Origin of the sequence: Microbispora sp. KK1-11 (assembly GCF_006874435.1) — a bacterium.
Taxonomy (GTDB): Bacteria; Actinomycetota; Actinomycetes; order Streptosporangiales; family Streptosporangiaceae; genus Microbispora; species Microbispora catharanthi.
This window is the reverse complement of sequence record NZ_VIRJ01000008.1, coordinates 156,027-168,745: the sequence shown is the minus strand read 5'-3', so window position 1 is coordinate 168,745 and position 12,719 is coordinate 156,027. Positions and strand designations below refer to the sequence as shown.

General features: G+C 72.9%; 10 protein-coding genes. 6 read left to right on the top strand and 4 right to left on the bottom strand.

Annotation, left to right across the window (positions count from 1 at the left end; all coding sequences use genetic code 11):
* The first annotated feature begins 67 nt into the window (after positions 1 to 67).
* Positions 68 to 715 (top strand): hemerythrin domain-containing protein, encoded by a 648-nt coding sequence (locus FLW16_RS14570; protein WP_142560543.1) that lies wholly within the window; start codon positions 68 to 70, stop codon positions 713 to 715.
* Positions 716 to 793: 78 nt separating this feature from the next.
* On the opposite strand, the gene FLW16_RS14565 is transcribed toward FLW16_RS14570, so the two are convergent.
* Both FLW16_RS14565 and FLW16_RS14560 read right to left on the bottom strand, forming a co-directional pair.
* Positions 794 to 2,251, bottom strand: coding sequence for an alpha/beta fold hydrolase (locus FLW16_RS14565; protein WP_142560542.1), 1,458 nt, complete (start codon positions 2,249 to 2,251; stop codon positions 794 to 796).
* A 281-nt stretch (positions 2,252 to 2,532) separates the two neighbouring features.
* A complete protein-coding gene (locus tag FLW16_RS14560) occupies positions 2,533 to 2,973 on the bottom strand; it encodes a DoxX family protein (protein ID WP_142560541.1) in 441 nt (146 codons plus the stop codon).
* A gap of 66 nt (positions 2,974 to 3,039) precedes the next feature.
* Here FLW16_RS14560 and FLW16_RS14555 point away from each other — a divergent pair, with 66 nt between their 5' ends.
* The 4 genes from FLW16_RS14555 (at position 3,040) to FLW16_RS14540 (ending at position 8,342) form a co-directional block, all read left to right on the top strand.
* Positions 3,040 to 3,654 (top strand): TetR/AcrR family transcriptional regulator, encoded by a 615-nt coding sequence (locus FLW16_RS14555; RefSeq protein WP_260615265.1) that lies wholly within the window; start codon positions 3,040 to 3,042, stop codon positions 3,652 to 3,654.
* Positions 3,655 to 3,838: 184 nt separating this feature from the next.
* Positions 3,839 to 7,150 carry a BTAD domain-containing putative transcriptional regulator gene (locus FLW16_RS14550; RefSeq protein ID WP_142560540.1) on the top strand — a complete coding sequence of 1,104 codons (3,312 nt, stop codon included), beginning with the start codon at positions 3,839 to 3,841 and terminating at the stop codon, positions 7,148 to 7,150.
* Between the two features lie 91 nt (positions 7,151 to 7,241).
* The gene (locus tag FLW16_RS14545) at positions 7,242 to 7,871 is read left to right on the top strand and encodes a hemerythrin domain-containing protein (protein ID WP_260615264.1); all 630 of its coding nucleotides are present in this window, start codon (positions 7,242 to 7,244) and stop codon (positions 7,869 to 7,871) included.
* 6 nt (positions 7,872 to 7,877) lie between these two features.
* The gene (locus tag FLW16_RS14540; RefSeq protein ID WP_142560539.1) at positions 7,878 to 8,342 is read left to right on the top strand and encodes a nitroreductase/quinone reductase family protein; all 465 of its coding nucleotides are present in this window, start codon (positions 7,878 to 7,880) and stop codon (positions 8,340 to 8,342) included.
* A 100-nt stretch (positions 8,343 to 8,442) separates the two neighbouring features.
* Here FLW16_RS14540 and FLW16_RS14535 read toward each other — a convergent pair whose 3' ends face one another.
* Together FLW16_RS14535 and FLW16_RS14530 are read right to left on the bottom strand one after the other, a co-directional pair.
* The gene (locus FLW16_RS14535; protein ID WP_260615263.1) at positions 8,443 to 10,272 is read right to left on the bottom strand and encodes an MFS transporter; all 1,830 of its coding nucleotides are present in this window, start codon (positions 10,270 to 10,272) and stop codon (positions 8,443 to 8,445) included.
* 207 nt (positions 10,273 to 10,479) lie between these two features.
* The gene (locus tag FLW16_RS14530; protein WP_142560538.1) at positions 10,480 to 11,115 is read right to left on the bottom strand and encodes a TetR family transcriptional regulator; all 636 of its coding nucleotides are present in this window, start codon (positions 11,113 to 11,115) and stop codon (positions 10,480 to 10,482) included.
* A gap of 139 nt (positions 11,116 to 11,254) precedes the next feature.
* On the opposite strand from FLW16_RS14530, the gene FLW16_RS14525 reads away from it, so the two are divergent.
* On the top strand, positions 11,255 to 12,718 hold the full coding sequence (locus FLW16_RS14525; protein ID WP_221891074.1) for a serine/threonine-protein kinase: 1,464 nt from the start codon (positions 11,255 to 11,257) through the stop codon (positions 12,716 to 12,718).
* Position 12,719: the final 1 nt, after the last annotated feature.

Below are 12,719 nucleotides of genomic sequence, written 5' to 3'. Positions count from 1 at the left end.
CCGGCCGGGAAGCGGGCCGCAAGTGAACGTTGAGTGGCGGTGAAGGGGGCGGGGCCATCGTGAGGCCATGACAACACCGACGCAGACCCGGCGCCGACCGGGCGACCCCGCTCCCGACCTCGTCATGTTCCTCGTCTTCCACGCCGGCCTGCGGCGCGAGTTCGGCAGGCTGGCCGAGGTCCTCGACCGCTGCGACCCCCGCGACGAGCGGCGCCGCGCGGTCGTCGACGAGCACCTCGCGCTGCTGCTGCGCGCCCTGCACCACCACCACACCGAGGAGGACGAGGCGATCTGGCCGCTGCTGCGCGGCCTCGTCCCGGAGGCCGCCGCGACGCTGGACCGGCTGGAGGCCGACCACCAGGAGATGGACGCCGTCATCGGCAGGCTCTCCGCCGGCGGCAGGCCGGCCCGTGAGGTCGCGGCCGACCTGCGCGCGCTCGACCGGCTGCTGAACACCCACCTCGACCTGGAGGAGTCCGAGGTCGTCCCGCTGATCAGAGAGCACGTCAGCGCGGCCTGGTGGGACGAGTCGGGCAAGAAGGTCACCAAGAGCCACGGCCGCGACGTGCCGATGCTCGCCGCCTGGCTGCTCGACGTGGCCACCCCCGCCGACCGCGAGCACATCTTCGGCTCCGCCCCGGCCATCATGCGGGTCCTCTACCGGCTCTCCTGGCGCCGCGCCTACGAGCGCCGGGTCTCCCAGGTTTACGGGTAACAGGTCTACGGGTGACAGGCCTATGGGTGGCGGCCTCCGCCACGTGCGAGTGGGGAGGCCGCGCTCGGAGACCCCCGGTCAGTCGCCGGGGCGGCAGACGGTGCCACGCGGGGGCACGGTCAGGTCGGTGAGATACCGGGTGACATGCCCGATCACGCACAGGTTGCCGGACAGGTAGAGGACGTGACCGGGGCCGTCGTACCTGATCGTGGCCGAGCCGGGGACCCGCCGGACCAGGCTTTCCGTCAACGTGAAGTCGCTCCAGGTCCCCGCGCCGAGCAGCGGCGGCAGGCCGCGGACCGGCAGGGGGCGGGACGGGTTCGCGACCGGCAGCGGCCACCCCGCACAGGCGAGCTGGTCGAAGGTCGCGCCGCCGAAACTCGGGGATGTCCTGCGCGCCTCGCGGCGCACCCTGACGTACTCCTCGTACCCGTGGTAGCCCCGGTCGTCGGCGCAGGTCATGCCGATCGTGAGGGGCATCGTCCAGACGCGGGCGTTGCCCAGGGCCGCGTCGGCGAACCCCGAGCCGTCGCCGCGCCGGACCTTGTCCACCGCCTCGGCGAAGGTCAGCCATCGGGAGTCCCCCGGCCCGGGGTCGGGGGCGAACCCGAACCACCGCAGGGAGGAGCCGGTCAGCTTCCCCTGGCCGAACCGCTGTGAGGTGACCGGGATCGGCGACCTGTCGGCCCGCGCGGTGAGGTCGCGCCACACCTTTCCTGCGTCCTCGCCGTGCAGGGCGCAGGCGGTGGTCTTCGCGCACCAGGCGGTGAAGCGGCCGAAGATCCGCTCGAGGTCCCGGTAGCCCAGCAGGCTCTGGTCGGCCCAGCCGGCGGTCTGGTTGACCACGCCGTCCAGGTACATGGCGCGGACGCGTTCCGGGAACAGCCGGAGGTAGGCCTCGGCCGGCACCCCTCCTGCCGACTCTGTCATGAAGTTGAGCCGCGGCTCACCCAGGGCCGCGCGGATCGCCTCCGTGTCGCGGGCCACCGAGATCGAGTCGAGCCTGCCGTACAGCCCGCTGCGGTCCTCGGCCTCGCATCTGCGGATGGCCGCGGCGATCGCCCGGGCCTGGGCGTCGTACTCGGCCCGGCTGCGGGGCTCGGTCAGGGCCGGCACCGCCGGCTGCGCGCAGGACTCGGGCAGTTTGGCGGCGAGCCCGGTGTTGCGCGGATCGTAGGCGATGAGGTCGAAGCGCTCCCGGATCCCGGCGAGGTCGCCCGCCGCCTGCTTGATGTCCTCGATCCCGCTGTTGCCGGGGCCGCCGGGGATGTGCAGCACGCTGCCGATCCGGCGTGCGGGATCGGTGGCCGGCAGCCGCGCGATACGCAGGGTCGTCGTCCTCCCCTCCGGGTGCGCCCAGTCGAGCGGCACGTCGAGCGTGCCGCACCGCGTTCCCGCCGGGAACCCCTCCCCGGCGCACGCCGTCCAGTCGATCGCCGGCCGGTCCTCCGCGGCCCGCGCCTGCGCCGGGACGAGCCCGGCCGTCATCGCCGCCGTCGCGAGCCCGGCGGCCACGAGTCGTGTTCTGCCACGCATGCGTCACGTCCTCCTTCGCGTTGTCCCTCTGTCTTTCACGCTCGCCGAGACGCCTGCCGGGGGAAATCCGAGAGGCCCCCCGATCGGAGGTAGGGACATCCCCCCGCCGCCGGCGCCGACGAGCGGAGCACCGCGGCGAGGTCGGTGGGGATGAGCACGGTGTGATCGATGTGGTCGATGTGGTCGATGCCGGGAGTCGTCGTACCGGGAGCATCCGTGATCGTGTTCCTTGGGGATCCGTGACATGCGCGTTCGGCGTGCCGGGTGGTGATCGCCTCGGTTCACACGGCCGCTGCGACGGCGGCGGCGACGAAGAGCAGCTGCAGAGCGGTGCGGACCGGCAGCGGAGTCACCGGCTTTCCCGCAAGGGTGAGGCCGCGGCGCGCGGCCGAGACGTTGGCCGGGAACATGGCGATCATGAGCAGTGCGAGCCCGATCGCGGCGTACGGTGCGAGCGGCGGCAGCAGCAGTCCGGCGGCGCCGGCCAGCTCCAGCATCCCGGTCATGGTGACCAGCAGGGCAGGCCGGGGGAACGCGGCGGGGATCATGGCGACGAAGTCGCGCCGCGACGACGGCAGGAAGTGCGGCACACCGGTGACGACGAACATCAACGCCAGAGCGCCCCGCAGTGCGGGCTGCCAGCCGTCCAGCATGTCGACGCCGACCATGCCCAGCAGCCGCATGGCGACGAAGCCCCCGATCAGGGCGGTGAACGGAACCATCTCTTCTCCAATCTTGTCAGCGGCTAGATTGGAGGAGACTCTCGGTCTTGTCAATGTCAAGATAGGGTGAGACCGGACAAGGCAGTCAGCACGGAGGTGAGGGAGATCAACCAGTCGGCCTACCACCACGGCAATTTGCGACGGGCCATCATCGACGCCGCCCTTGAGGCCATCGGCGAGTCCGGTCCTGCCGGATGGAGTCTGCGCGAGCTGGCCCGGCGTGCGGGCGTCTCGCATGCCGCGCCCGCGCACCACTTCGGCGACAAGGCGGGACTGCTGACGGCCGTGGCCGCCGAGGGCTTCGAGCTGTTCGCCGACGGCCTGGAACGCGCGGCCGGGGACGTCTTCGCGGTGGGGGTGGCCTACGTGCGCTTCGCCATCGACCACAAACCCTACTTCGAGGTGATGTTCCGTCCGGAGTTGTACCGCGCGGACGATCCGGGGATGCGCTCGGCGCGTGAGCGTGCCGCCAATGTGCTCGTCACCAGCGCCGGCAGACTGTCGCCGAGCCCGAAGCAGGACCGGCTGACCACGATCGCCGCGTGGTCGCTCGCCCACGGTTTCGCCGGCTTGTGGCTCAGCGGCTCCCTGCCGGAGAGCACCCAGGGCGATCCGGAGATCATTGCCCGCGAGCTCATCCGGCTTGTCTTCGAACCCATGGACAGGACCACATCGGCGTAGGCGGCATCCCGCGGGGCTCGGGCGCGCACTGCACCCTTTTATCCACCCTTCGCCTTTATCCACCCTTCGCCGTCCGGATCGTCCCGCTCGGTCGTCGTGTGGCGGACGCCGGATGGCGACAGTGGCCACCACGCCGAATTGTGACTATGCCGGAGCGGCGAACGATTCCTATGCTCTGCTGGAAATGGTGCGTTTATGGGTTCTCGGCCAGTTCCGGGCCGAGGTGGGCGGGCGTCCTGTCGATCTGGGGCCGCCACTGCAGCGGGCGGTGATGGCGCGCCTGGTCTGCGCCGGCGGGCACGTGGTCTCCACCGACCGGTTCATCGACGACCTGTGGCAGGGCCAGCCCCCGCCGAAGGCGCTGGGCGCGCTGCAGGTCTACGTCTCCAACCTGCGCCGCCTCCTCGAACCGGGCCGCGCGCCGCGGACCCCGGCGAAGGTCCTGGTGACCGCCCCACCCGGATACGTACTGCACGCCGACGCCGACGCCGTCGACGCGTGGCGCTTCCCCACGCTCGTGAACACGGCGTCGGCCCTCCTCGCCGAGGGGGATGCGGCGGGGGCACTGCGCGTGGTCGACGGGGCCCTGTCGCTCTGGAGGGGGGCCGCCTTCGCCGAGTTCGGCGACGAGGACTGGGCGGTGCCCGAGGCGGCGCGGCTGGAGGAGCTGCGGGTCCTGGCCGCCGAATATCGCGCGGAGGCGAAGCTCGCGCTCGGCCGGCATGCCGAGGTCGTGCCGGAGCTGGAGCGGCACGTCGCCGACCACCCGATGCGCGAGGACGCCGTACGGCTGCTGGCCCTGGCCTACTACCGCTCGGGACGGCAGGCCGACGCCCTGGCGGCACTGCGCAGAACCCGGGCCAGGCTCGCCGAAGAGCTGGGCATGGACCCGGGCCCCGCCCTGCGGGCCCTCGAGGCCGGAATCCTCGCGCACAGCGAGGCCCTCGACGCGCCGAAGGCCGTCACGACGGCGGCGCCTCCCGCCCCGTCACCGGCCGCCCCATCACCGGCCGCGCAGTCACCGGGCGTGCAGTCACCGGCGGCGCCGCCGCCGATGATCGGCCGTACGGCGGAGCTCGCCCGCCTGGTCTCCGCCGCCGAGCAGGCCGGGCACGGTTTTCGCGTGGCCTGGCTCGGCGGGGATCCCGGCGCGGGCAAGAGCACGCTGGCCGACGCCCTGCTCCGGCGTCTCGGCGACGAGGGCTGGCGGGTCGCGGTCGGCCGGTGCCCGGAGACGCTCGGCGGGGTGCCTCCCGCGTGGGCGTGGAGCGAGGTCCTGCGGACCCTGTTCGCCGTCCGCCCCCCGGATCCGGGGACCGAGGCGCGGCTCGCACCCCTGGTGCAGGAGGACTCCCCCGGCGTCGGCCAGTTCCGGCTGGCCCAGGCGGTGGGCGACTACCTGGAGAGCGTGGCCGGGCCGCTGCTGCTCGTGCTGGAGGACGTGCACCGCGCCGACGACGCGACTCTCGAGTTGCTGCGTCATCTGGCGACCCGGCTGGCGGACACGCCGGTCCTGGTGGTCCTGACCCACCGGCCCTCGGAGGCTGGCGACGACCTGGCGGCGGCCGGGGCGGCCCTGGCCGTGCAGACGGCCGAGAACGTGACCCTGCAGGGACTCGGCGAGGACGACGTCCGGCGCCTGCTGGTGGAACGGTCCGGCATGGAGGTGGACGCCGGCACCGCCCGGACGGTCGCCGAGCGCACCGGAGGCAATCCGCTGTTCGTGGCCGAGACCGCCCGGCTGCTGGCGACCGAGGGGGCGGCGGCGGCGCACTCGCTGCCGCCCGGGGTCCGCGACCTCATCCGCAGGCGGATCGCCCGCCTGCCCGCGACGGCGCAGACGACCCTGCGCAACGCCGCCGTCATGGGCCGGGACGCCGACGTGGACGTGCTGGTCGCCGTGCAGGACGCCGACGAGGAGACCGTCCTCGACGGCCTGGAGGCGGGTGTGCTCGCCGGGCTGCTCACCGAGCCTGCCCCCGGCAGGGTCCGGTTCACACATGTCCTGGTCCGCGAAACCCTCTACGAGGACATCCCGCGGCTGCGCCGTACGCGGCTGCACGCGAAGGTCCTCACCGCGCTGGAGCGGGTGCACCCGGGCGACGTCGGCGCGCTCGGCTACCACGCGCTGGCCGCCGCCACGCCGGCCACGGCGCGCGCGGCCGCGGAGTACGCGTGGAGGGCGGCCGGGCAGGCGTCCGGCGTGTACGCCCACAGGGAGGCGGCGACCCTGCTTGAGGGCGCACTCGAGGCCCTGGATCTCGCGACCGAGCCCGCCGACGATCTCCGGCTGGACCTGCTGTGCCGCCTGGTCTCCGCGCAGGCGAGCGCGGGCCATCTCGTAGGGGCGGCGGCCACGCGCAAGCGTGCCCTGACGACGGCCCGGCGGCTCGGCGACCCCCTCGCCGTCGCCCGCGCCGCGGTCGCCAACGACGCGCCCATGATCTGGAAGAACGACCCCGCCGCCGATCCGGACCTCGTGGACGCCATCCGCTCCTGCCTGCCGGTCGCGGCCGGCGAACTGCGCTGCCGGCTGCTCGCCGCCCTGGCCTACGAGATGGGCGGTCATGACGAAAGGACCGTCGACGCCGCGAGCGCCGAGGCCGTCGAGATCGCCCGGGGCCTCGGCGATCCCCCTGTGCTGTGCCTGGCGCTCGCCGCGCGTTACTGGGCGACGTTCATTCCCGGCCGCCACGACGAGCTGGAGGCGCTCGGGCTCGAGCTGCTGGAGATCTCCGCCCGGGAGGGGCTGCTCGGCTACCAGACCCTCGCTCACCACGCGCTGAGCATGGTCGCGCTGGGGCGCAACGACTGGGCGGCGGCCGAGCGGCACGCCGGGCGGGCGGTCGAATACTCCACCAGCGGCCAGCTGGGCCTCGTCCTGGCCATCATCGCGTTCCTCGACGCCCTCCGCCTCCTGGTGGAGGGAGAGTTCGAGCAGGCCGAGGCGGCCTACACGGTGCTGTCCGACCGGATGGGAGAGGCGGGGGGCCAGAACGACGTGGTCTTCGGGAGCCTGGCCCGGTTCGTCGTACGCCTCGCCTGCGGCCGTGCGCACGAGTCGGTGGCCGAACTCGCCGCCGCCCGCGAGGCCATTCCTCATGAGACCGACGAGTTCTACGTCAGCGCGCTGATCGCCGCCGGACGGCTGGAGGAAGCCCGGTCCGCCTGGCCGGACCGCCGGCCGACCCGCTGGGTCTATCACACGATCAACGTGGCGCTCCGCGCCGGCAGCGCGATGGCATTCGGCGCCCGGGATGTGGCCGAGGAGTGCTACCGGCTTCTCCTCCCGTTCCGGGAAGAGATGGCCGGCCTGCACACCGGGGCGATCACACTCGGCCCCACCGCTCTCGTGCTCGGGCGGCTGGCGGAGTTCCTGGGCGATCCCGCCGCGGCGGCGGAGCACTACGCCACGGCCGCGGGCGTCGCCGGACGGCTCGGCTCGCCGCACTGGCACGAGGAGGCGACGCGAGCGCTCGACACGCTGAAATCGTGAGGACAGCACCGCCAAGTGGCCGCCAAACAGGCGTTTAGCGGGCGGAGCCACCGTGGTTTCGAGACCGATTCGGACATCATGGAGGCTCACGTTGGACACACCCGAGCTCACCGGGATCCGCATCATCCACCGCGCCATGCGCGGCGACCTGCACCGGCTCCGCGCGCTGGCCGAGGACCTCGACGCGGGACGCGGACGGGCGGACTCCGCCCGCGCCGCCGCCGTCGCCCGCTACGCGGAGGACGTCTGCGCGGCGATCCATCACCACCACACCAGGGAGGACGAGATCGTCTGGCCGGTGATCGAACGGTCGGCGGGCGCCGCCGTGGACCTCGCCGACCTCTCCGACGACCACTCCGAACTCGACCCCCTGCTCGACCGGGTCCGCACGACGGCCCGGGCCTTCGCGAGCGGCCGGGGCGTCGGCGACCTGGCGACCGCGCTGCGCACGCTGTCGGAGCTCATCGACGAGCACATCGAAGAGGAGGAGCGCAGGATCTTCCCGGTCATCGAGAAGTACGTGCCGGCGGCCGAATGGAAGGAGATGGAGAAGTCGCTCAGGGGTGGCGACCCGCGTTTCGAGCTCGCCTGGGTCGACCGGTACGCGAGCCCGGAGGAGATGGCGCACATCCGCACGCTCGCCGGGCCGGTTCTCAGCCTGCTGCTGGTACTGCTGCGTCCCGGCCACCGGCGCCGCCAGCGGATCGTCTTCGGGAGCTGAGCGGACATGGCACGACGCTCCCGCCTGTTCAACCTGGTGATCAAATGCATCTGCGACTGGCAGGTGCGCACCTATCGCAGGACCGGCGGGCGAAGGCCCGCCACCATGCGCGGCATCCCCGTCCTGCTCCTCACGACCCGGGGCCGCAGGACCGGCCTGCCCCGGACCCGGCCGGTCGGGTACGGCAGGGACGGCCGGCGCTTCGTCATGATCGCCTCGAACGGCGGCGACGACGCCACTCCCGCCTGGTGGCTCAACCTGCGCGCCGACCCCGTCGCCGAGATCGAGGTGGGCGGCGCCGCCGGGCTCACCGCGCTCAAGGTGCGTGCCGTCGAGGCCACGGGAGAGGAGTACGAACGCCTGTGGCGGTCGATGAGCCGGCGGCACCCCGTCTACGAGGGGTACAGGGGCATGACGGCGCGCCATATCCCGGTCGTGGTGCTCGACCCTATCGACGTCCTCCCGGCGTGATCCGGCGTGATCCGGCCTGCCGGTACGCCGGGGCGGCGACCCGCCGCGGCCCCCGCCCCGTGAGGACGAGGCGGGGACGCGGCGGGGACGCGGCGGCGCGTCAGGGCTTCGTCGTGTCCGGCGCGGCCCGCTGGGCGTCGAACTCCTCGTCCGGGATGACCAGCTCGTTGCCGGCCAGGCCGGCCTCGCCGGAGACGGCGGCGAGCTCGGAGCCGAGCGACTCGCGGGCGGCGGCGCGGTGCCTGCGGCCGACGCGGTCGGTCAGCAGCGACGACAGGGCGGCCACCACGCACGCGGCCACGGCGAACCAGAACGCGATGACCAGGCCCTGGTGGAAGGGGCCCGCGATGAGGTGCGGGAAGAACTCCTTGCTCGTCAGGCGGGCGCCGCCGTCGGGCAGCCGGTCGAGGATGCCACCGAGGAGCTCCCGGAACGGGTTGTATCCGAGGAACGCCGCGAACAGCACGGCGATCGGCGGCAGCTGGGCGATGCCCTCGGCCTGCGCGGCGGGCACGCCCTGGGCCACCAGCTCGTCGTGCATGGTGTACGGCAGCGACTGCGACAGGCCCGCGATCATCAGGCTGAAGAACACGCCGATGGACAGGACCATCGAGGAGTTCTGGAAGGTGGCGGTCATGCCCGCGCCGACGCCTCGGGACTCCGCCGGGACCGAGTTCATGATCTCCGCCCGGTTGGGCGAGGAGAACAGGCCGGAGCCGACGCCGTTGATCAGGATGAGCAGCGCGAAGACGCCGTAGCCGAAGTCCGTGGGCAGGGTCATCAGGGCGTAGAAGCTCGCCGCGGTGACCAGCGCGCCGCCGACCGTGAACATCCGCGGCCCGAACCGGTCCGACAGCCAGCCGGAGATCGGCGCGGACAGCAGGAAGCCCACGGTCAGCGGGATCATGTAGATGCCCGCCCACAGGGGCGTCTCCTCGAAGCTGTAGCCGTGCAGCGGCAGCCAGATGCCCTGCAGCCAGATGATCAGCATGAACTGCAGGCCGCCGCGCCCGAGGGCGGTCAGCAGGCTCGCGACGTTGCCCGCGAGGAAGGCGCGGTTGCGGAACAGCGAGAGCCGGAACAGCGGCTCGTCCACCCTGGTCTCGATCCAGGCGAACAGCGCGAGCAGCAGGACGCCCCCGCCGAGCGCGGCGATCACCCAGGGGTTGCCCCAGCCCATCACGCCGGTCCCGTACGGCTGGATGCCGTAGGTGATGCCGACCAACAGCGCGATGAGGCCGACGGCGAAGGTCGCGTTGCCCCACCAGTCCATCCGCGCCCGGCGCCGCACGCCGTTGTCCTTGAGCTTGACGTACGCCCAGATCGTGCCGAAGACGCCGAACGGCACGGAGACCAGGAAGATCGCCTTCCAGTCGACCGGGGCCAGGACCCCGCCGACGACCAGGCCGAGGAAGGAGCCGGCGATGGCGGCGATCGAGTTGATGCCGAGCGCGGTGCCGCGCTGGCGCACCGGGAAGGCGTCGGTCAGGATCGCGGTGGAGTTGGCGAACAGCAGCGCGCCGCCGACACCCTGCACGATCCGCCAGCCGATCAGCCACATGGCTCCGGCGTCGCCGTCCATCCAGGTCAGCGACAGCATGATCGAGCACAGGCTGAAGACCGCGAACCCGAGGTTGTACATGCGGACCCGGCCGAACATGTCGCCCAGGCGGCCGAACATCACCACCAGTACGGCCGTGACGACCATGAAGCCCATCATCATCCACAGCAGGTAGCCCGTGTTGCCGGGGTCGAGCGGGTTCAGGTGGATGCCGCGGAAGACGTCCGGAAGGGCGATCAGCACGATGGACTGGTTGATCGTCACCATCAGGACGCCGAGGGTGGTGTTGGACAGCGCGATCCATTTGTACCGCGAGGGCGGCGCCGACTGCGGCGACGCCCCCGCCAGGGACTGGTTCGCTACGGCCACGGAGTGGTTCCCCTCCTCTTGGTCCGCACAGGGCACGGCCTGTTTCCGCGCAGCGCGCGACGGACGGACAGTTAGTTAGCGCAACTAAATTACCCCGACCGGGCTACATCGATGTTTCAGGGGCATGCGCCACGAAGGCCACCATGGGGCCCTTAATCCGCTTTGGGCGTTATCTGACCTGATTTGGGGCGACGAGCAGAGGCGGCGTCAGGACGTGAGCGCCCCGGCGATCACGTCGGCAAGGCTGTCCACCACCGTGTCGCGGTCGAGCCCGGGGTTCTCCAGCCACCAGTCGCCGATCGCCTGCACCATGCCGACGAACGCGTGGCCGAGCACCCGGGCGCGTACCGGGTCGGCCACGCCCTCCTCCGCGAGCACCGCGCCCAGCTCCTCGCCGACGCTGCGCACCATGGCGGCCATCTGCGTGCGGGTGCGGCTGTCCTCGGCGCTGGCCCGGTGGAACAGGAAGCGATAGAGGTTGGGGTTGGCCGAGATGGTCTCCAGGTAGGCCTCGATGGTGCCCCGGGCGCGGACCCGGGGGTCGGCCATGGCCCTGGCGAACTCCGGGCGCAGCAGGTCGATCACGACCCGCGTGTGGCGTTCCGCGAGCGCCTGGTACAGGCCGCTCTTGTCGCCGAAGTGGCGGTAGAGGATCGGCTTGGTGATCCCCGCCTCCGCCGCGATCGCGGCCATCGACGCCTGCGGGCCCTCTCTGCGGATCACCCGGTCGGCCGCGTCGAGCAGGTCCCTGCGCCGCTCCGGGCTCCGGCCTCCCGTGGCGCTGCCTCCCGCCGCGCCTCCTGCCGCGCCTCCCGCCGTGCCGCCCGTCGTGAGCCCCGTCATGAGCACAGCATAGGTGCCGATTCCGCGTCTCCTGGATCAAGACAGGGCCCTATGGGCGATCACTCCGGTAATGTGCCGGACGCGGGATTCCTGAAGATTTTCTGAACGCGGTTTCCGCCGGGTCCTCTGGAGGTGCGGGGTGGGCGAGGCGGGCGGGCCGCTGGTGCCGGGCTACGAGGTGCTCGGGATCCTGGGCCAGGGAGGCTTCGGGGTCGTGTACCGGGCCAGGCAGCTCGCGGTGGGCCGCGAGGTCGCGCTCAAGGTCGACAACCGCGTGCTCGTCTCCGACCGCGACCGGCGCAGGTTCATGCGCGAGGTGACGTCGGCCGGCGCCCTGTCCGGCCATCCGCACGTGGCCGACGTCTACGACGCGGGCGTGCTGCCCGACGGCCGGCCGTACATGGTGCTGGAGCTGTGCCCGAACGGGTCGCTGGCCGACCGGCTGCGCGACGCCGGCCCGCTCGGCCCCCGCGAGGTGCGCGACATCGGCGTCAAGATCGCCGATGCGCTGGCCGCCGCCCACGCCGTGGGCGTCCTCCACCGCGACGTCAAGCCCGCCAACATCCTGGTCAACTCGTACGGCATGGTCGCCCTGTCGGACTTCGGCCTGGCCACGATGCCGGGACAGGGCGGCGCGGCGCGGGGCGAGGTGTCGGTCACGCGCGAGTCGCTCACGCCCGCCTACGCGCCGCCGGAGGCGTTCGACCTCACCGAGCCCACGGCCGCCGGGGACGTGTACGCGCTCTCGGCCACGTTGTACGCACTGCTCCAGGGCAGGCCGCCGCGATTTCCCGACAGCGGCGTGGTCAACATCGCGGCCATCATGGCGCTGCACCGGCTGCCGATCGCCGACATCCCCGGCGTGCCCGCCGCGCTCACCGCCGTCCTGCGCCGCGGCATGGAGACCGATCCGGCCCAGCGGATCCCGACGGCCGCCGCGCTGCGGGACGCGCTCGCCGCCCTGACGCCGGACGGCTCCGCCTCCGGGGACCACCCGCATTCCGCCGCGTCCGGGGACCGGGCCGGCGGCGTCCCGGGGTGGGGCTCCCCGTCCCCCTCCGGGCCCGTTCCGTCCCCCTCCTGGCCCGCCGCAGTGACCGGACGGCACCCCGGGGAGCAACGCCCCGGCGAGACCCGCGCCCCCGCCGCGCCGGGGCACTCGCTCACCGGCCCGGCCGGAGGCGTTCCCCCGAGCGGTCAGGACCTGCGCCGCGCGGCGACCGCGCCGAGCGCGGCGCCGGGGCCGCGAGCCCGGCCGCAGCCAGGCGGGCCCCTGCCAACCGGTCATTGGCCATCCGGTCCTCGGCCATCCGCTCCTCGGCCACCCGGTCATCTGCCGGACGGTCATCTGCCGGACGGGCACCGGCCGCAGCGCCCCCGGCGAGGGTCCGCTCCCCCGCCCCCGCCGCACACCGGCATGTCCCGGCAGTCCATCGTGTTCGCCGTGATCGCCGCGGTCTTCGCCCTGCTGCTCACGGCCGGGATCGCGGCGCTGACGCTGGGAGACGGCGACCGGGGAGCGCGGCCCCCCGCCGTCCCCGGCTCCACGTCCGGCCTCGGCGCGCACCACACCGGACCGGATCCCACGGGCGACTCCTCCTGAC